Annotated in this window: 23 protein-coding genes; 20 read left to right on the top strand and 3 right to left on the bottom strand. The window is 36.1% G+C overall.

The window, feature by feature from the left end; translation table 11 throughout:
• Positions 1 to 63 precede the first annotated feature (63 nt).
• The 17 genes from ACTJIP_RS00670 (at position 64) to ACTJIP_RS00590 (ending at position 11,688) form a co-directional block, all read left to right on the top strand.
• Entirely contained in the window at positions 64 to 519 is a 456-nt protein-coding gene (locus ACTJIP_RS00670) for a DUF1569 domain-containing protein (protein ID WP_047388398.1), read from the top strand.
• Between the two features lie 10 nt (positions 520 to 529).
• Positions 530 to 1,000 (top strand): hypothetical protein, encoded by a 471-nt coding sequence (locus ACTJIP_RS00665; RefSeq protein WP_180564029.1) that lies wholly within the window; start codon positions 530 to 532, stop codon positions 998 to 1,000.
• 2 nt (positions 1,001 to 1,002) lie between these two features.
• A complete protein-coding gene (locus tag ACTJIP_RS00660) occupies positions 1,003 to 1,407 on the top strand; it encodes a hypothetical protein (protein WP_077416347.1) in 405 nt (134 codons plus the stop codon).
• On the top strand, positions 1,404 to 1,775 hold the full coding sequence (locus ACTJIP_RS00655; protein ID WP_077416349.1) for a VOC family protein: 372 nt from the start codon (positions 1,404 to 1,406) through the stop codon (positions 1,773 to 1,775). The genes ACTJIP_RS00660 and ACTJIP_RS00655 overlap by 4 nt, the downstream gene beginning before the upstream one ends.
• Positions 1,776 to 1,790: 15 nt before the next feature.
• The gene (locus ACTJIP_RS00650) at positions 1,791 to 2,336 is read left to right on the top strand and encodes an SRPBCC family protein (protein ID WP_232538973.1); all 546 of its coding nucleotides are present in this window, start codon (positions 1,791 to 1,793) and stop codon (positions 2,334 to 2,336) included.
• A 42-nt stretch (positions 2,337 to 2,378) separates the two neighbouring features.
• On the top strand, positions 2,379 to 2,828 hold the full coding sequence (locus ACTJIP_RS00645; protein ID WP_077416353.1) for a VOC family protein: 450 nt from the start codon (positions 2,379 to 2,381) through the stop codon (positions 2,826 to 2,828).
• A gap of 169 nt (positions 2,829 to 2,997) precedes the next feature.
• A complete protein-coding gene (locus ACTJIP_RS00640) occupies positions 2,998 to 3,390 on the top strand; it encodes a DUF1398 domain-containing protein (protein WP_440703956.1) in 393 nt (130 codons plus the stop codon).
• 129 nt (positions 3,391 to 3,519) lie between these two features.
• Complete coding sequence (locus tag ACTJIP_RS00635) at positions 3,520 to 4,197, top strand: DUF2490 domain-containing protein (RefSeq protein ID WP_077416357.1); 678 nt, start codon at positions 3,520 to 3,522, stop codon at positions 4,195 to 4,197.
• A 76-nt stretch (positions 4,198 to 4,273) separates the two neighbouring features.
• Positions 4,274 to 5,278 (top strand): bestrophin family protein, encoded by a 1,005-nt coding sequence (locus ACTJIP_RS00630; RefSeq protein WP_426482422.1) that lies wholly within the window; start codon positions 4,274 to 4,276, stop codon positions 5,276 to 5,278.
• Positions 5,279 to 5,367: 89 nt separating this feature from the next.
• On the top strand, positions 5,368 to 6,978 hold the full coding sequence (locus tag ACTJIP_RS00625) for a Na+/H+ antiporter (protein ID WP_440703955.1): 1,611 nt from the start codon (positions 5,368 to 5,370) through the stop codon (positions 6,976 to 6,978).
• 200 nt (positions 6,979 to 7,178) lie between these two features.
• Positions 7,179 to 7,604, top strand: coding sequence for an SRPBCC family protein (locus tag ACTJIP_RS00620; RefSeq protein ID WP_180564026.1), 426 nt, complete (start codon positions 7,179 to 7,181; stop codon positions 7,602 to 7,604).
• Positions 7,605 to 7,607: 3 nt separating this feature from the next.
• On the top strand, positions 7,608 to 8,114 hold the full coding sequence (locus ACTJIP_RS00615) for a GNAT family N-acetyltransferase (RefSeq protein WP_077416365.1): 507 nt from the start codon (positions 7,608 to 7,610) through the stop codon (positions 8,112 to 8,114).
• Positions 8,111 to 8,494, top strand: a complete 384-nt coding sequence (locus tag ACTJIP_RS00610; RefSeq protein ID WP_077416367.1) for a VOC family protein — start codon at positions 8,111 to 8,113, stop codon at positions 8,492 to 8,494. Before ACTJIP_RS00615 ends, ACTJIP_RS00610 begins: the two co-directional genes overlap by 4 nt.
• A 35-nt stretch (positions 8,495 to 8,529) precedes the next feature.
• On the top strand, positions 8,530 to 9,552 hold the full coding sequence (locus tag ACTJIP_RS00605) for a glutaminyl-peptide cyclotransferase (RefSeq protein WP_180564024.1): 1,023 nt from the start codon (positions 8,530 to 8,532) through the stop codon (positions 9,550 to 9,552).
• A gap of 92 nt (positions 9,553 to 9,644) precedes the next feature.
• Positions 9,645 to 10,607 carry a hypothetical protein gene (locus tag ACTJIP_RS00600; RefSeq protein ID WP_077416371.1) on the top strand — a complete coding sequence of 321 codons (963 nt, stop codon included), beginning with the start codon at positions 9,645 to 9,647 and terminating at the stop codon, positions 10,605 to 10,607.
• Between the two features lie 27 nt (positions 10,608 to 10,634).
• Positions 10,635 to 11,249, top strand: a complete 615-nt coding sequence (locus ACTJIP_RS00595) for a deoxynucleoside kinase (protein WP_047388422.1) — start codon at positions 10,635 to 10,637, stop codon at positions 11,247 to 11,249.
• 88 nt (positions 11,250 to 11,337) lie between these two features.
• Positions 11,338 to 11,688: an ArsC/Spx/MgsR family protein gene (locus ACTJIP_RS00590; protein ID WP_047388424.1), complete on the top strand. Its 351-nt coding sequence runs from the start codon at positions 11,338 to 11,340 to the stop codon at positions 11,686 to 11,688.
• 51 nt (positions 11,689 to 11,739) lie between these two features.
• Here ACTJIP_RS00590 and ACTJIP_RS00585 read toward each other — a convergent pair whose 3' ends face one another.
• The 3 genes from ACTJIP_RS00585 to ACTJIP_RS00575 all read right to left on the bottom strand — a co-directional run bounded on the left by ACTJIP_RS00585 (position 11,740) and on the right by ACTJIP_RS00575 (position 13,293).
• Positions 11,740 to 12,210: a hypothetical protein gene (locus ACTJIP_RS00585; protein WP_077416373.1), complete on the bottom strand. Its 471-nt coding sequence runs from the start codon at positions 12,208 to 12,210 to the stop codon at positions 11,740 to 11,742.
• A 65-nt stretch (positions 12,211 to 12,275) separates the two neighbouring features.
• Positions 12,276 to 12,581, bottom strand: a complete 306-nt coding sequence (locus ACTJIP_RS00580; RefSeq protein WP_047388428.1) for a DUF493 family protein — start codon at positions 12,579 to 12,581, stop codon at positions 12,276 to 12,278.
• Positions 12,582 to 12,621: 40 nt separating this feature from the next.
• On the bottom strand, positions 12,622 to 13,293 hold the full coding sequence (locus tag ACTJIP_RS00575) for a DUF4197 family protein (protein ID WP_077416375.1): 672 nt from the start codon (positions 13,291 to 13,293) through the stop codon (positions 12,622 to 12,624).
• A gap of 367 nt (positions 13,294 to 13,660) precedes the next feature.
• Here ACTJIP_RS00575 and ACTJIP_RS00570 point away from each other — a divergent pair, with 367 nt between their 5' ends.
• The 3 genes from ACTJIP_RS00570 to ACTJIP_RS00560 all read left to right on the top strand — a co-directional run bounded on the left by ACTJIP_RS00570 (position 13,661) and on the right by ACTJIP_RS00560 (position 19,432).
• Positions 13,661 to 16,510, top strand: coding sequence for a SusC/RagA family TonB-linked outer membrane protein (locus ACTJIP_RS00570; protein WP_077416377.1), 2,850 nt, complete (start codon positions 13,661 to 13,663; stop codon positions 16,508 to 16,510).
• A gap of 3 nt (positions 16,511 to 16,513) precedes the next feature.
• Positions 16,514 to 17,965 (top strand): RagB/SusD family nutrient uptake outer membrane protein, encoded by a 1,452-nt coding sequence (locus tag ACTJIP_RS00565; RefSeq protein WP_077416378.1) that lies wholly within the window; start codon positions 16,514 to 16,516, stop codon positions 17,963 to 17,965.
• A gap of 72 nt (positions 17,966 to 18,037) precedes the next feature.
• Positions 18,038 to 19,432 carry a glucoamylase family protein gene (locus tag ACTJIP_RS00560; protein ID WP_077416380.1) on the top strand — a complete coding sequence of 465 codons (1,395 nt, stop codon included), beginning with the start codon at positions 18,038 to 18,040 and terminating at the stop codon, positions 19,430 to 19,432.
• The last annotated feature ends 36 nt before the right edge of the window (positions 19,433 to 19,468 follow it).

The raw sequence follows: 19,468 nt of genomic DNA, 5'->3' as shown, positions 1-19,468 counted from the left end.
TCAACCAACGATAAAATCAAACAAAAAAACTGATATATTTGTCCATAGTAAAATAGAAATTATATGGAAAATGTATTTGATGCAAAAGATGCTCAAAATTATATTGATAGGATAAACAAATTGGTAGAAGACACCCATGGTTTATGGGGAAAAATGACGGTAGACCAGATGTTGGCACACTGCTGTATAACCTATGAGATGATTTATGAGCCGGAAAAACATAAAAAACCGGGATCTATTGCAAAATTTATATTAAAAACCTTCGTGAAATCTAAAGTCGTAGGAGAGAAAGCATATCCAAGAGATTCTCCTACGGCTCCACAGTTTTTGGTGACTACCAGAAAAAACTTTCACGAAGAAAAAACAAGACTGATTGGTTTTATTCAGAAGACACAGCAATTGGGGGCAGACGCTTTTGATGGGAAAGAATCTTTTTCTTTCGGAAAATTAAAAGCTCAGGAGTGGAACAATATGTTTGCTAAACATCTGAACCACCATCTGTCACAATTTGGCGTTTAAAACACACAGCATGAAAAAACTTTTATTACTCTTCCTTCTGGCGGCCAATTTTGTATGGGGGCAGATGCCGGATATTTCAAATACCTGGCTGAACAACAGCAAACCTTATCTTGGAACTATTGGAAACAAAGGCCAGGAACTGAAACTTAAGATCAATATTTCTGAACAGAATAAAAAGAATGACCAGGAGTATTTTGTTTCAGGATATTCCCTTGTGGATACCAACTACACAAAATTTGAAGGTAAGATTACCATTTCAAAATATAAAGATTCCAGGAAGCAGGGAACCGTGTTTGGGGAATATGAACTGGCAGAAGAGAATAAAGGAAAACATTCAGGACTTTTTAAGGGAAGATTTGTCTACAATTTTAAGTGGAATAAGAAAACAGAAAAAATTGAAGGGCAATATATTGAGCTTATAGGAGACTGGAAAAGCTATGATGGAACTATAGCGTTTAAAACTCATTTAAAAAACCAGTAACCATGCTGAGAAGAATATTAGCTGTAGTGGTGGGGCTTCTTGTAGGCTCCATTTGTATTACAGTCATAGAAAAAATAGGACATTATCTGTATCCTCCTCCCGCAGAAGCGGCCGCCGGAGATATGGAGGCACTGAAGGTATATATTAATGATGCTCCTTTTATGGCTCTGTTTTTTATCATTCTAGCATATGCCTTAGCAGCAGTTGTTTCCGGATTTACAGCCTCAAAAATCTCAAATAACGGAAAATCTACAGCAGCTGTAATCTGTGGAATCATTTTTCTACTGATAACCATCTATATGATGACCTCTTTACCTACTCCAATCTGGTTCTGGATTGTAGGAATCCTTGTTTGGGGATTGGTTTTCGCAGGACATAAACTTGCTTTAAAAACAAAAAAAATATGAAACTAGGAGCATTTTCAATCAGCTTAAGTGTAAAAGATCTTCAGAAATCCAAAGATTTTTATGAGAAACTTGGCTTTACAACTATGGCAGGAGCTACAGAAAGTAACTACCTGATCATGAAAAACGGTTCTACCTTGATAGGCCTTTTTCAGGCAATGTTTGATGGAAATATGCTTACTTTCAATCCGGGATGGGATGAAAATGCACAGAATCTTGAATCTTTTGAAGATGTGCGTGAAATTCAGAAAAGATTAAAAGAAAGTGGAGTTGAGATCGGTAAAGAAGCCGATGAAACAACCTCAGGACCTGAGCATATTTACCTTAAAGATCCCGATGGAAATATGATTCTTATAGATCAGCACAGATAACAATAAAACACATTCATGATGAGAATATTTAAGAGAATTATTTTATTTTTAGCCGCATTACTAATCATTTTGTTAGTGGTGGCAGCTTTTATCTCGGGAGACTGCAAATATGAAAAAACAATCTCTATCAATGCACCTGTAGATAAAGTATGGCAAAATACAAATACTTTAAAAGCAATGGATCAATGGAGCCCATGGAATGACCTTGATCCTGCTATGAGAAAAGACTGGACAGGCACAACGGGGCAGCCCGGAGAAAAAGTGTGCTGGGACAGTAAAAATGAAAATGCTGGAAAGGGTTGTCAGGAATTGAAAAAGGTAGATGAGGCAGGTAAAAGAATAGATACTGAAATCAAATTTCTTACTCCATATGAAAGTGAAGCAAACGCTTATGTAACAGTAGCTCCGGAAGGAAACGGAAGCAAGGCAACATGGGGATTTACATCACAGATTCCTTATCCGTTTACTTTGATGAAACTATTTATGAATATGGAGGATGCTATTGGAAAAGACTATCAGAAAGGGCTTTCAGGATTAAAAGCTTTATCTGAAAAACCTTAATAAAATACAAATTAAAACTAAACTTAAAAAAACAAAACAATTATGGCAACAGTAAACGTCTACCTTACATTCAATGGAAATTGCAAAGAAGCATTCGATTTCTATAAATCTGTTTTCGGAGGAGAATATCCTTATATCGGAACATTTGGAGAAATGCCTCCAATGGAAGGAAAAGAAACTTCTGAGGAAGACAAAGACAAGATCATGCACGTTTCACTTCCGATTTCTAAAGAAACAATATTGATGGGAAGCGATACAGGAGGAGAGTGGTCTTCCAATTTCAAAGCAGGAAACAATTTCTCCATTTCTATAAATGCAGAATCTAAAGAAGAAGCAGACAAATTATTCGGCGGTCTTTCTGCAGGAGGACAGGTAACAATGCCAATGGCAGATACTTTCTGGGGAGCTTATTTCGGAATGTTTAGTGATAAATTCGGGATCAACTGGATGGTAAACTATGATGATCCTGCTAAAATGCAGCAGCATCCATAACATTAATATTTTGTATTTGAAATATAGTTAGAACATACCGGCAATGCAATTGCCGGTTTTTTATTTGATATTATATTTGCATCCCAAAAATTTTTAAATTTGATGGAAGGAGTATATCAGACTCATAAAATGATAGAATATTTTATACTTAACACAAAAAATAGAAAAGATGAAATTTACAATTGAAGACATTAAAACAGAGCATCAGAAAGTGAAAAGCGGAGCCGATTTCCCGGCTTATATTCAGGTTGTAAAAAAGTTAGGAGTTTCTCATTATACAACCTATGTCTCAGATGGAAATACCGAATATTTTGACCAGGAAAATCAATCTGTTCAGACCAGAAGCAAGTATCATCCGCTTACTGTTTCAGGAAACCTAAATCTTGAAAACTTTAAACTAAGACTCAGACTTCACCAACAGGGAGGAACAGATTATATGACTTTCTGTAATGACTGTGCAGAAAACGGTGTCAAAGGCTGGAAGATGGATCTTCATGCGATGACCTGTACTTATTTTGACAAAAATGAAACTGATGTGCTGACAGAACAGGTTCCAGGATAGTCTTTTAGAGAAAACCGTATGCAAATTATGGTATCCAACTTTCTTTAAATCGTTTTGAAATAGTATTTGCTGTTATTGATTTAAATTATTAATTTTGTTAAAAACGATAGATAATAGTAATTAGTAAGCATGAGAAAGGTTTTTACGAAGTTGGCATTCACAGTATTAGGTTTTGGGTCCATATTGACATTTGCCCAAAAAAATGAGCTGGGAGCATGGTATATGTATTTTGGAAATAACAAGATCAGCAAGAAGCTGAACTGGCATAATGAAATTCAATACCGTAATTTTGATGCGGTTGGAGATCTGGAACAGTTACTTATCCGTACCGGGATTGGATATGATCTTACAGAAAATAATAACAATGTTTTATTGGGATACGGTTTTATTCTGAGCCAGCCGTATGTAAACGGCGAGAAAAAAGAAAATATAGAGCACAGAATTTTCCAGCAGTATATTACCAAGCAGAAATTTGGACGTTTTTATCTTCAGCACCGTTACCGTTTGGAAGAACGTTTTCTGGAAGATGATTTCAGGATGAGGTTCCGTTATATGCTGGGAGTGAATATTCCGATTACTCAAAAAGAGATGTTGCCGAAAACCCTTTATGCATCAGTATACAATGAGATTTTCCTGCATTTCAATAGTCCGGTTTTTGACAGAAACAGAGTCTATGGCGCTTTAGGATATGTTATTAATAAAAACATGAGGATTGAAGCCGGTTATATGAACCAGATTCAGGAGAACAGAAACCGCGGACAGATTCAGATTGGTTTTTATAATAATATTCCATTTACCAAAAACTGATCATCACCGCTGCTGAATGCTTAATGAAAGCCATTATTTGAAAAATTAAAATAATAAACACAAAAAATAAACACCTATGCATTCAGGAAAAAGATTTGGAGCCCGTGAGTTCATTATCTGGACCAGACGGAGTATTTATGCTCTGATCGTATTATCAGCTATTCCTACAGTTCTGTACTTCCTAGGATTGAAATTTCTCTCACTTCCGTGGCAGCCCATTGCTATCATGGGAACTGCAGTTGCTTTTATCGTCGGATTTAAAAACAATGCCAGCTACAGCAGACTTTGGGAGGCAAGACAGATCTATGGAGCCATTATCAATGACAGCCGCAGCTTTGGATATATTCTTAGAGATGCACTGCTTTCCAAAGATGCAGGTAAGGTAAAAGAAATGTTTCTCCGTCATTATGCATGGCTTACCGCATTGAGGTTTCAGCTTCGTGAACCAAGAGCATGGGAAAACATGGGGACAGAGCAGTATGATGAATATTCTAAAAAATATGACATTCCAGAGAGACTTTCCAAACTGGACGAGGAATTGAAAAAATACCTGTCCGAACCGGAGCTTCAGTATATTTTAAGCAAAAAGAACAGAGCAACACAATTGATGGCAAAACAGAGTAAAGCCTTGTCTGAAGCCTATGAAAAAGGAGAACTCAACGATTTTCAATGGACGCAGATCAATCAGCAATTGGTGAAGTTTACGGACGATCAGGGAAAAGCCGAAAGAATTAAAAACTTTCCGTATCCCAGAAACTTCTCTTCAATCACGACTTATCTTTTATTGTTGTTCATTGTTTTTGTGCCTTTCGGATTACTGAAAGAGCTTGATAAATTAGGAGACGGAACAGTAGTAGAAGGCTGGACAGTATGGTTTAATATTCCGTTTTCTTTATTAGTGACATGGTGTTTTCATACCTTAGACAGTGTTGGAGAAGCTTCTGTAAACCCATTTGAAGGAAGTCCCAATGACGTTCCAATCACTCAGATCAGCCGTACCATAGAGATTGATATGAGAGATATGCTGGATGAATCTGACCTTCCGCCAGCCATCACTCCAAAGAACAATATTGTACTCTAATTTGAAAATTAAAAGATTAGATATTCTCTGTAAAAAGCAGAAAGTGTATTGATCAAAACAAAAAATAACACTTAAAAAAACAACTTAAAATGATTCACAGCTATGTTATAATATCCATTGCAGTACTGCTGTCTGTGATGATATTGGTAATGATCGGCCAGAAATTAAAAGTCGCTTACCCGATTTTTCTTGTGATTGCAGGATTGCTGATAAGCTTTGTGCCGGGAATGCCGCGTATAGAAATAGAACCTGATCTTGTTTTCCTTATTTTCCTGCCGCCTATTCTGTTTGAAGCAGCTTGGTTTACTTCATGGCAGGACTTTCATAAATGGAGAAAACAAATATTTTCAATGGCTTTCGGATTGGTATTTTTAACATCCATCGTTGTGGCTTATCTTTCGTCTTCCATTATTCCAGGACTTACTTTAGCAATGGGATTTTTGCTGGGAGGTGTAAATTCTCCACCGGATGCGGTAGCGGCCACTTCGGTACTGAAGCATATGAAAATTCCTAAAAAAATCACCAATATCCTGGAAGGTGAGAGCCTTATCAATGATGCGTCCAGTTTAATTGTATTTAAGTTTGCCCTTGCAGCGGTTATTTCAGGACAGTTTATCTGGAGAGATGCTGTTCAGGATTTCTTTACGATGGCTATTGGAGGAATTGCTGTGGGAGTGGCGACCGGCTTTTTATTTGGAGCATTGCTCAGAATTATTCCTACCAATTCCAATATAGATACCATTATTACCCTTATTGTGCCGTACATTATGTATGTGGGAGCAGAGCATTTCCATTTTTCAGGAGTACTGGCAGTAGTGGCCGGGGGATTACTGATGTCTTATAACTCACACTGTTATCTGAGCCACACTTCAAGGATACAGTCCGGGAACGTGTGGAGTGTATTGATATTCCTGATGAATACAATTATTTTCATTCTGATTGGCCTTGAACTTCCCATTGTAGTGGAAGGAATGAAAGAATATACCATTTCTGAAGGTATTTTCTACAGTGTAGTGATTGGGGGAGCTATCATCGGGACAAGAATTCTTTACAGCTATGCATTGATGTATTTCCCAAGAGTTTGTTCCAAAGAATTAAGATTAAAAGTTCCGAAACCGGATTGGAGAGAACCTTTCATTATCAGTTTTGCAGCAATGAGGGGTGTGGTTTCACTGGCTGCAGCCTTGTCGATTCCTGCCTTTTTACCAAACGGAGATGCATTTCCACACCGGAACATTATTTTATTTGTAACCTTCGTTATCATATTGATTACACTGGTAGGACAAGGATTATTGCTGAGCCCGATCCTGAAATTATTGAATATTCAGGATGCCGGAAGTGAATTACCTGAAGAAAAGCAGGAAGTGATTCTGATGCGCAAGCTGAAAGAAACAGCACTGCACAAACTGGATAATGATTTTTCTGAACTGGCAGTCACAAACAGTCTGGTACGTCATCAAAAACACAAGCTGGAAAATGAAATGATGCTGATGGCTGACAAAGCCCAATGTATGGCTTCTACAGGAGACTATGTATCGGCAATCAATGAAAATAAAGACGTCTTGCGGCAGGTTATTCAGGCGCAGAGAAACGAACTGCACAGAATGAAAAGAGAAAAGATATTTGATGACCATGTGATGAGAGTCATTGAAATGCAGCTGGATTTTGATGAAGCAAAGATCACCGGATTTTCACATTGATCATTAAAAGGAAACCACAAAAGATAAGCTTGAGTTATAAAAAAGTCACAAAATGAAGAATCTCAGATTTTTCAAAGCTTAAATGTATTTTTCTTTATTTGAAATTTAATTTTAAACAAATTCAGGTTAAAACTTTTATGACTTTTGTGGTTAAATATTTTAGACAAAATGTTTAATTTTAGACATATTAAATCTATAATATGAGCACACCCATCACTGTTCAGTATAAAATAAATGCTCCGGCAGAAAAAGTCTGGAAAGCATTGACCGATAAAAATGAAATGAAATCCTGGTATTTTGATATCCAGGATTTTGTATTGGAATCAGGTGCGGAATTTAATTTCTATGAGCCGGGAGGAGCCAATAAATACCATCATCACGGTGAAGTTTTAGAAATAATACCTGATCAGAAATTGAAACATACATGGTCATATCCTGATTTTTCAGAACTGAAGACCATTGTAACCTGGGAATTGCAACCCGAGGACGGACAGACTTTAGTAAAGCTGACTCACGATGATATTGAAAACTTCAAAGATTTAGGAGATGGTTTTTCAAGAGAAAACTTTACAGAAGGCTGGAAAACTATTTTGGGACAAAGCTTAAAAGAATATGTAGAAAAATAGACCATGATTACATTAAAACCTTTTACGATTCAAGATGCACCTTTGCTGATTTCAAAGATAGAAGATGAAAGAATGCTTCTTCAGTTTGCCGGACCCGCATATCGTTTCCCACTTACTACAGAACAGCTGGAAACCGATTTGTCTGATGAAAACAGAACCTTGTTTACCATTGCGGATCACACAGAAACTACCATTGGTCACGCTCAGATTTTTTTAAAGGAAAAGACATTCCTGCTGGGCAGAATTCTGATCTGGGACGAGAACAACAGAGGAAAAGGCTATGGTAAAAAAGTAATGCAGGAACTTCTGAAATATGGGTTTAGTCATTTTGATAAAGAAACGGCAGAACTGAATGTTTACGACTGGAATACCGGAGCTATTGAATGTTACCGGAAAGTAGGGTTTGCCTTTGACCCTGAAGTAAAAAGCGAAGCGAAGATTGATACAGAAACCTGGGTTTCCCTGAATATGAAAATCCATAAAAATACCTTTGAATTACAGGAATCATGACACAGTTTACAGCACTTCGTCCTATTCTCTGGACAGAAAATATTGATGAGACCATAGGATTTTATATGCGTGTTCTCGGTTTTACATTGATGGATAGAAATGATGATTGGCAATGGGCTTCCCTTCGTAAAGATGAAATATACCTCATGCTTTCTCAGCCTAACCAGCATGAAAAAAATACTTCAATTGGTTTTTCCGGCTCTTTTTATTTCAATGTAAATAAGGTGGATGAGCTTTGGGAAGACCTTAAAATAAAGGCCAAAGTCTGCTATGAGATTGAATCTTTTGAGTGGGGAATGAGAGAATTTGCGATCTATGACAACAATGGTTATATACTGCAATTTGGTGAACCCATAGATAATATTGGCAATACGGAATAAAATTTGCTATTTTTGGGGAAATATTTAGAAATTCAATGAAAAAAAATATAATAGCGGGTTTCGCAGCGATTTTATTACTGGCATCTTGTAACAAGAATAAAGAAATTCTTGATACACTGAATACTTATAATAATTCAATGGAGGCAAAAGGATACCATTTCGGAGATAAGCTTGAGCTTCCGAAAGAGGTGACGGAAAATGCAGAAAGTGTAACCATCAGCTTTGGAGATAAAGAAACAACAGATTTAACCGTTGATCCTAAGTTTTTCACATTAGGTGATAATGCTGTGACATTCAACGTTAAAACAAAAGGAGGAGAAGTATTGAATCAGGATGCAACCATTAATGTATTTGCAAAAAATCCTGAAAAAAATATTCCTTACCAGATTGTAGCAGAATATCCTCACGATCCTAAAAACTTTGTACAAGGTTTCCAGGTGGAAGGAAATACCATTTATGAAAGTGACGGACAGAACGGAGCTTCCCAGATTTTAAAATATACATTGGGAACTACAACTCCGCTTGCTTCTACCAAACAGGCTCAGGAAGATTTTTCTGAAGGAAGTACCATTGTAGGAGATAAAGTATATCAGCTGACATGGCAGAGCAAAAAAGGATATATTTATGATAAAAGCTCTTTAAAGCTGCTTTCAGAATTTGCTTATCCAAATGTATTGGGTGAGGGCTGGGGACTGACGTATGACGGGAAAAGTCTGATTGCTTCTGACGGAAGTAAACTGTTGTATTTCCTTGATGTCAATAACCCTTCAAAACTGATTAAATATATCGCTGTTGCCGGTAGTGCTCAGGCTTATGATCAACTGAACGAGCTGGAATACCACAACGGATTTATCTATGCCAATGTATGGCAGAAACCAATTATTTTAAAAATTAACCCAGCCAACGGTGAAGTAGTGGGAACTTTTGATTTCACAGAAATTGCCAAACAGAACACAAAAGGAAGTGATGATGTGTTGAACGGAATTGCTTTTAAAGGTGAGAATATGTTGGTAACAGGGAAGAACTGGCCGAAGATTTATGAAGTTGTCATTAAATAACAAAAGTTTAATAACAATTTCTATCTGAATAAAATAAAGTATGTAAATTGGTAGCGTTCCATAGGGAGCGCTATCTTTAGTAAAAAAGAATTTTGAGATTACTATATCTGATATTAACTTTTGCTTTCTGCACATTTTCTGCGCAGAATATTATCCCATTAGATACTTTAAAATTGAAGGAAGCTAAAGACATGCTTGCCGATGATTACGGAAATCTGTATATCTATAAAAATAAAGATTTTAGTTTTACTAAATATGATTCTTTAGGAAAACAGATCGGGAAAATGATGCTTACTGTTCCTTATAAGGTGCAGAACGTACAAAATCCACTGAATGTGCCTTTATTTTCTGAAAATGCTCAGGAAATGAAGTTTATAGATCAGAATATGAATGAAATTCAAAGGCTTGATTTTAAGCAGAAATTTGGTTTCATCAGAATGGCTTATGCCGAAGATCTGCAGCAGCTGTGGCTTTTGGATGACAGCACAAAACGGTTGATACAGTATAATTTCAGGAACGATACCACGATCAATTCCTATCCGTTTGATATCAGTTTTGAAGATATGACGGATATGTTGGTCTATGAAAATAAGGTCTATATTTTAACAAGAAAACATATCAGAATTTACAGCCTGAAATTTGAAAAACTTTTTGAAGCCCCTTTAGAAAACGGAAAACGGTTTCGAAGAGAGAATGATGCAATTTTGGTTGTTGCCAGTAATTTCATTTCACAATACGTTCCTGAAAAAGGAATGGTAACGGTTTTTGAAGATCCGGAGGCGCAAATTGTGGATAAAAATATCCTTTCTTATTTTGAAATCAAGGGGAACAAACTCTATCTTTACAGCCTTGAAAAAGTAAAGAAAGCCAAACAGCAGAAACAGCTTGAAGCTCAGCCGGAATCTCTACAGCAATCTACAGAAAAACCAGTAGAAAAAACTGAAGAAAAACCCGATGAGAATAAGGATGAAAAGCCTTCAGACAATACGCTGCAGAAATTGCTTGAAGAGACTTCCAAAGTTCAGACTGAAGGGATCGAAAAACTTATCAACTAATCAGTAAATACAAGGAAAAAGAATATTATGCATATTGCAGTTACAGGAAACATCGGAGCGGGAAAAACAACTTTGACAACGATGCTTTCCAAGCATTACGGATGGGATGCACAATTTGAAGACGTAGATCATAATCCTTATCTTGAAGATTTCTATTCAGATATGAGTAAGTGGAGTTTCGCATTGCAGGTTTATTTCCTGGGAAGCAGATTCCGTCAGGTAAAGGAGATCAGAGAAAGTGGTAAAAATATCATTCAGGATCGTACCATTTACGAAGATGCCCATATTTTTGCAGAAAACTTAAATGATATGAATCTTCTTTCGGACAGGGATTTCAATAATTACTCATCGGTTTTCAATCTGATGAAGTCTTTTGTATCGGCTCCGGACTTACTGATCTATCTGAAATCTGATGTTCCCAATCTGGTTAAAAAAATCTATAAAAGAGGTCGGGAATATGAAGCTTCTATCAGTATTGAATACCTTTCAAAACTGAACCAGAAATATGAAAAATGGATTTCCAATTATACTGAAGGAAAACTTCTTATTGTTGAGGTAGATGACCTTGATTTTGTTGAAAAGCCGGAAGATTTCGGACTCATTCTGGAGAAAATTGAAGCAGAACTTCACGGGTTGTTTTAACATATTTTTATCAGAATATTAAGACAGACTCAGTTTAATTCTTTTTAAATTTGTCTATAGCAAGTTTAACTTTTTGAATAATTATATCATGGTAGTTAAAGTTTTACATAATGGGAACTGTTCAAAGTCCAATGCCGTACTGGAGTATCTTGACGAAAACGGAGTGTCTTTTGAGATCATTAATATTGTTGAAGATCCACTAAGCATTCTTGAGATCAGAACTGTGTTGAAAAAGCTTAACCAAAGTGTTTTTCATATCATCCGCAAGACAGATAAGCTGTATGTTGAGAATTATGCAGATAAAAATTATTCAGAAGAAGAATGGCTGAAAATTCTCTCCGAAAATCCCTCTCTGATCCAAAGACCAATTTTGGTAAAAGGTTCAGTCGCGATGCTGGGAAGGCCTATTGAAAATGTGAAATTTTTTATTGAAAAATAATAAATATACAAACATAAAAAAATCCGTTCTGTAAAAGAGCGGATTTTTATTTTATTGAGCTTTTGTTTTCTCAGTTCCGTTGATTGCATTATATAAAGCTTCCAGTTCTTTTGGCGGATGCCCGGAATCAAAACTTGAAGAAGTATACTCTTTTCCGTTAGAAGTAATAATAATAGAAGCAGCCATGGCACGGTCAGAATGTCTGCCTGTAGTAGGAGATTTAAGATCTGATATCTTAGATAAATCAAGGGTTTCAGCAATTTTGGAAACTGCTTTCCATTCAGCAGAAGATACCTTGGTATTGACGATGTCTTCGTTTGTATTTGTTGTTTTTAATGAAGGAGTAAAAACAATGCTCTTACTAAACCCTCTCGTTCTTTCTGCTAACTGAATCTGTTCAATCTTTTGCTGCTGTACTGCAGTGGTGATAGTTGTTGTGCTGTTTTCATTGCTGTTTTTGTGAACACAGCTTGTTGCAGATGTGATTAAAACAATATTAAATAGGATCAGTTGGATGTTCATAGTGTTTTTATTTACATTTTTAAACAATAAAAAACCGCTTCATTACTATAAAACGGTTCCTGTTTTTACAATAGAATAACGCCTTCTATTTTTGCTACTTCTTTATAAATATTCACAACCTGGTCTGCATCCAAAACAAATGCATTGATGTTGCAGGCAGTGTATTTTCCATTTTTACTTTCGCGGTTTCCCAGTGTAAATTTAATGCCGTCAAAAACTCTGTATATTTCAGTAAGTTTTGACTGGTCTGTAGGAATAATAAATTTAAATAAATAATCTTCCGGAAAATCATGATGATCCTCCAGTTTATCCTTCAAAGACTTGTAAAACTCTTCAGGATTTGCGTGTTGATTTCCTTGTAATATATCCATCTGCAATTATTAATATAATATAAATATAACGAAATTTCTCCTATTTTCCAAATGGTCCCAGAAGAGATTTGGAGTTCTGATGCTCGTAATCTTCAATGATATTGAATAGCCCGTTTACCAGTTGTTCGGAAGCTAGCTGACTCAGTCCGCCTGAATTAACCGTGTTTTTATTTCCCCCTAAAAGACTGCCCAGAAAATTGCTTCCAGATAATGCGGAGTTGATGGTTTTTACAATCCCGTATTCATTCAGTTTCTCATCCACTTTCGGAGCGATTGCTGCAATAAGCTGCTGGGATGTTTTTTCTTTCAGAACCTGTGTCGCGGTAGTTCCCTGCATGATTCTTGTTACGTCCTGAGCATTCAGACTGTTGACGGCACCTTCCAGAATAGGTTTTGAAGTATTTACCGTGTAAGCTGCTGCCTGTGCAATATAATCTCTTTCTTTAGCAACCAATGACGGGGCCACCTTTTCCAGCATAGAATTGATGTCTCTCAGCTCTTTGGGAAGTGCTTTATCTACCATGTTATTCTGCAGAAAGGCTTCCTTATTTCCATAAATACCCATTCCTTTATCAATACCATTAAGCAGAATTCTTTTAATAATAGAAAGCCCCATGTCTGATGTGGCCAATGTTGTACATGATTGTACACTGGTGGTAATAACAGCACCGGTTCCTATGATAAGAGCGGCTGCAATGATATATTTTTTCATTGATCTTTTTATTATTGATTTCTAAATGCTTTTTTCTCAAAAACTGCACCAAAGGTAATTACTATTCTCTATTTAACAAAATATTAAGCTTGCAACAGGATTTGGTGATTTTTTGTATTGAAAATGTTAATTTATAATTAATAAAATGATTGATAATTAATAATTATTTTAAATATAAAATTATAAAATTTAGAACTTTGTCAATTTTAATACAGTAAAACTTTATAATTTTTAAATATTTAAGATAGTTTAACATTGTTCAATATTTTTTCTATTTTTGGCTAATGTCTTTTTTTGAGATTTTAAATAACTCCACTATTTAGAGACAGGTACAAAATTGAATTTATTTGAATAAAATTGAAACTATATGAAACAAAGTAATTTAAAGTATTCATGTCTCATTGCCGTATTATATTTTGGGATGAACGTGAATGCGCAGGTTACGCAGGATTCTGCTAAAGTCCAGAAAATTGACGAAGTCGTTATGATTGGATATGGTAGCCGTAAAAAAGTGGATAACACCACTTCTATTAGTTCTATCAGTGCAGAAGAAGTAACAAGAACAAAGGTATTGAATGCATCACAGGCTATCCAGGGTAAAGCAGCTGGGGTACAGGTAATTGCTTCCGATGCACCCGGATCGACACCTACGGTGATGATCAGAGGACTTGGAACCGTACTTGGAGGAAGAACTCCTTTGTATGTAGTTGATGGTATGTTTACTGATAATATTAATAATATCAACTCAAATGATATTCTGACATATGATGTATTGAAAGATGCCGCAGCATTGGCGATTTATGGTAACAGAGCAGCCAATGGGGTAATCATCATTACTACAAAGTCAGGTAGAGGGAAGTTAAGTGTTTCTTATGATGGATTGGTTGGATTTAGAACCCCTTTAAAAACCATCAAAATGGCTAATGGGTCTGAATTTGCAAATTACAATAATGCAGGTACAGCAAGTAATTATTTGAATCCTAATCAGCCATACGATACTGATTGGTTTAAAGAAATTACAAGAACAGGTATTTACAACCAACATAACTTATCCATTTCCGGATCTTCAGAAGTTGCAAAATACTTTTTAAGTTTAAGCAATTATGATGAACAGTCTATCCTTAAAGGGACGAATTATAATAGGACTACAGTAAGAACGAATAACGAGTTCAGAATTACCAAAGGTATCAGATTAGCTCAAACCTTAAGTGCTACTTTTACTAATGATACTCCTAAATCGTATGGCGCTTTTACAAATGCTTATAAACAATCGCCATTAGTACCTGTATATTATCCGAATGGAAAATATGGTCAGCCAATTTATAATAAAACTACCGGAAATATCGATTATGAAGGAGGAAGATTTAATAATGTAGGTAATCCTGTAATGCAGCTTGCTTACGACAATCAAAGAGGTAGAAATTTTTTACTACAGGGTGGATTAAAATTGGATATAGATATCTATAAAGATTTAAAGTTTACTTCTCAGTTTAGTGGAGAATATGGAAATTATAAATACTATAATTTCGTAAATTCTAAATCTTTCTGGTTAGATAGTGACCCGATGAGAACGGATAACCAATACTCAACTACATCACCATTAACAAGGTTAACTAATAAAAGTCAGAACTACTTCAACTGGTTGCTCAATAACTATTTAACATATACAAAGAAAATTGAAAACCATGATATTGAAGTTGTTGTAGGTACAGAAGCTTCAGTAAAGAACGGTCTGGAGACTTTAATTATTAACAGAAAAGATGTTCCAATTTCAAAAGATTACTGGAACCTTAGCGGAGTTGATTACTATGGTAACCTATATAGTGATAGTGATACAAAAGCTCTTGAATCTATAAAAGGAAACAGAAATACTACAATTTCTTACTTCGGAAGATTCCAATATAAATTTATGAACCGTTACTTATTAAGCGGAACGATTAGAAGAGACGGTTCTTCTCAATTTGCGGCTGGTAACAAGTGGGGTACATTCCCATCATTCGGAGCAGGTTGGATTGTTTCTGAAGAAAACTTTATGAAAGATGGCTTCTTTGATTTGTTGAAAGTTAGAGGAGGTTGGGGTAAAATTGGTAACCAGAATGTTCCTTTGAATTATTTACCGCTTTCAATGGGAGCAACTTATAATTATGCGTTTGGAAGTTCTCCGGTAAGCAATGGAGTTACTGTTAATAAAGGTTACGATCCGGATTTAGGATGGGAAGTTACAGAAGAATCGTCTTTAGGATTAGACTTTGGTATCCTGGATAAAAGATTAACAGGTACTTTTGATATCTATAATAGGAAAACCAAAAATCTTATTTTGGGTGTTGTTCCATATATGGCAACCGGAATTTCTGATTTGAATTATTCCCATATGGGAAGTGTTGTAAATAAAGGTGCTGAGGTAAGTTTAAACTGGGCAGATAAAGTAGGTGAGGATTTTACCTATTCAATTGGTGCTAATTATTCTTATAATAAGAATAAACTTGCCAGCATTGATCTTTCTAAGCCGGTTTCTCAAATCGTGGGAGGAAATCTTGGAAACGGACAAGACACAAAACTTTTCAACGCTAATGCTGTTGGATACGCATTAGGAAGCTTCTATTTATGGGAAGCAGATGGTTATGATGCAAACGGTAACCTGAAATTTAAAGACTTAAATGGTAATGGTGTTACAGGAAGTGCAGATCCGGGAGACAGACGTTTCTTTGATTCTTACATACCAAAATCAACATTAGGTGTTAATATTTCAATGTCTTATAAAGATTGGGATTTTGCCCTAAGCGGTTATGGAGCTTTTGGCTTTAAAGTTTACAACGGTAAAAAAGCACAAAGAAATGGTGGAGAAAATGTTGAAGCATCTGTAGCGAATGATTTCTGGACACCAACAAACACTAATGCAGCAAATCCTGTAAATCCTGCAAATATTCCAATTGCATCAACGTTCTATTTAGAAAGCGGAGATTATTTCAGAATTAATAATATCTCAGTAGGATATACATTTAAGAACTTAACTGATTATGTAAAATCAATTAAACTTTATGTAAGTGCAATTAATCCTTTTGTGTTCCAGAAATACTCAGGATATTCTTCAGAATTATCCGGATATAATCCTGCGGATCCTACTGCAGAAGGAGATCCATATAAACGTGCAGGGGTAGAATTGGATGCTTACCCTACATTGAGATCTTTTGTATTTGGTGTTAACCTAAATTTTTAAAAAATGAATAAGAAATATATCATAGCAGCCGCGTTTTTAATTTTAGGAGCTGTTAACCAAAGTTGTAGTAATGACTTTATAGATGTATCACCTACAGAAGCAATTCCTGAGTCTGCATTGGGTGAAATTTACAATAACGATGCAGGAGCAAATAGCTTAGTTACGGCTATTTACGCTAAGTTTTTAGACTGGAACATGAGTACGTTTGCCTGGATAGGAGTTACATCAATTGTTTCTGATGATGCAGATAAAGGTTCAAGTGCGAGTGATTCAGGTTCAGATAAAGATATTTTAGATGCTTTGACATTTACATCATCAACGCCATCGTTTAAAGAATTATTTGCTTCTAATTATCAGGGAATTAATAGATGTAATCAGGCATTGAAATATCTTCCTCAATTAGATAAAGCTGATCCACAATTACGTGAAAGATTAGCAGGTGAAGCTAAATTTTTAAGGGCGTTCATGTATTTTACTTTAGTGAAATCTTTTGGAGGGGTTCCTTTGGTAGATCACGTTCCAGTAACGGGAGTTGAAGCAGATAAATTGATGACACTTACGAGAAAAAGTAAAGAAGAAATTTACGCATTTATAGAAAAAGATCTTAAAGATGCTGCTGCAGTTTTACCAGCCGGAACCGGAGGTCAAAGAGCAACAAAAGGAGCTGCTCATGCGCTTTTAGCTAAAGTTTATTTATATCAGAAGAAATGGCAGTTGGCTGTAGATGAAACTAATTTGGTTACAGGTTATTCGTTGACACCAGTTTTCCAGGAAATTTATAAAGTTTCTGGAGAAAATAACGCTGAATCTATCTTTGAAATTAATGGTAGTGGTGGAACAGCAGGAAGAGCAATCCAGCAGTATAGCCAGGTTCAGGGTGCAAGAGGTACTACAGGCTGGGGTTGGGGATTTGCTACACCTACCCAAGGTTTATATGATGCTTATTCCGCAACAGATTCGAGAAGAGATGCTACAATTATCCATAGAGATATGACATTATATGATGGATATTATGTAGGTCCAAATACCGAAAATAAATTCTATAACTATAAAGCTTACTCTTCAAATTACAGAGATCAGGCTTCAACAGATGTGAATATTCGTTACTTGAGATATGCTGAGGTATTATTAATCAAAGCTGAAGCAATGAACGAATTGGGACAAACTTCTGCTGCTATTCCTTTCCTGAATCAGGTAAGAAACAGAGCTAATATCGGTAATACTCCTTCTTCTTCTCAGGCAGATGTAAGATTAGATATCTGGAAGCAAAGAAGACTGGAATTGGCTTTTGAACATGACCGATGGTTTGACTTAGTAAGAACAGGTCAGGCTCAGGCTGCAATGGCTGCCGATGGAGGAAAAGTTTTCAAGGTTGGAAAGCACGAATTATTCCCACTTCCACAAGATTTTATTATGGAATCAGGTGGATTGTCGGCTCAAAACCCTGGATATTAAAAAAATAAATCATAAACATTAGAGGAGAATGAAAGTTCTCCTCTTCTTTTAGAACCTATAACAAGAGATCTCATGAAAAGGAACATATTATCAATTGCTGTCACCTCTTTATTTTTTGTGTATTCCTGTAAAAATGCTCCTGCAGTAAAACAGGAAGTTGGAAAAATTGAAGCTGTAAAAAGTAATATTACTGATGAACAGCTTATGGATAGAGTACAAAAAGATGCTCTGAAATATTTCTGGGATTATGCAGAACCTAATTCAATGTTAGGAAGAGAGCGTTATCACGAAGATAATATCTATCCGGATAATGATAAACATGTTATCACTACAGGAGGTTCAGGCTTTGGGCTGGCAACTATTCTTGTGGGAACAGAAAGAGGATTTGTTCCGAGAAAAGAAGCGGTAAAAAGGCTTACTCATATCATGGATTTCCTGGCCAAGGCAGACCGTCACAAAGGAGCCTGGCCACACTGGATCAATGGGGAAACCGGAAAGACGGTTCCTTTTGGCAAAAAAGATAATGGCGGAGATCTTGTGGAAACCGCATTCCTTACTTCGGGAATACTGATGGTCCGTGAATACTTTAAAAACGGAAATGCAGAAGAAAAAGCACTGGCAGCAAAATGTGATGAACTATGGAAAGGAATTCAGTGGAACTGGTATACCAAAGGAGGCGAAAAAGTTCTTTACTGGCATTGGTCACCGGAATACCAATGGGAAATGAATTTTCCTCTGGAAGGATATAATGAATGTCTTATTACCTATATTCTGGCCGCATCTTCACCTACATATTCCATTGATGCAGAAACGTATTATAAAGGCTGGACGAGAAACGGAACCTACCTTACAGACAAAACAAAATACGGATTACCTTTGTATGTAAAACACAACTACGCTGAAGAATATGGTGGACCTCTTTTCTGGGCTCAATATTCATATATCGGACTAGATCCTACAGGCTTATCTGATAAGCTTGTAAAAAACTACTTTGACATCAATAAAAATCAAACTCTTATCGACTACAAATACTGTGTTGAAAACCCAAAACAATGGAAAGGTTATGGACCTAACTACTGGGGACTTACAGCCGGTTATACCAGAAATGAGGATGGAAGCACTGGTTATACAGCTCATATGCCGGGTAATAATGACAACGGTGTGATAACACCTACAGCCGCATTGAGTAGTTTTCCCTACACTCCGAAAGAATCAATGGCTTTCCTGAGATTCATTTATACCCAAAAACCTGAATTCATAGGATCTGCGGGACCTTATGATGCTACTTCAGTCAATTACGACAACTGGTTTACACCAAGATATCTGGCGATAGATCAGGGAACAATAGCTCCAATGATCGAAAACTACAGATCAGGATTCCTTTGGAAGCTGTTTATGAATGCTCCTGAAATTCAGCAGGGATTGAAAAAATTAAGTTTCCAGTCAGCTAAATATGGAATTAAGTAAATTCAATAGAAACGGGCTTTAGCCCGTTTAAAAATA

It is taken from the genome of Chryseobacterium sp. 22543, from assembly GCF_052044565.1.
GTDB lineage: Bacteria > Bacteroidota > Bacteroidia > Flavobacteriales > Weeksellaceae > Chryseobacterium.
The sequence above is the reverse complement of the archived record's forward strand: the minus strand, read 5'-3'. Positions and strand labels throughout refer to the sequence as shown.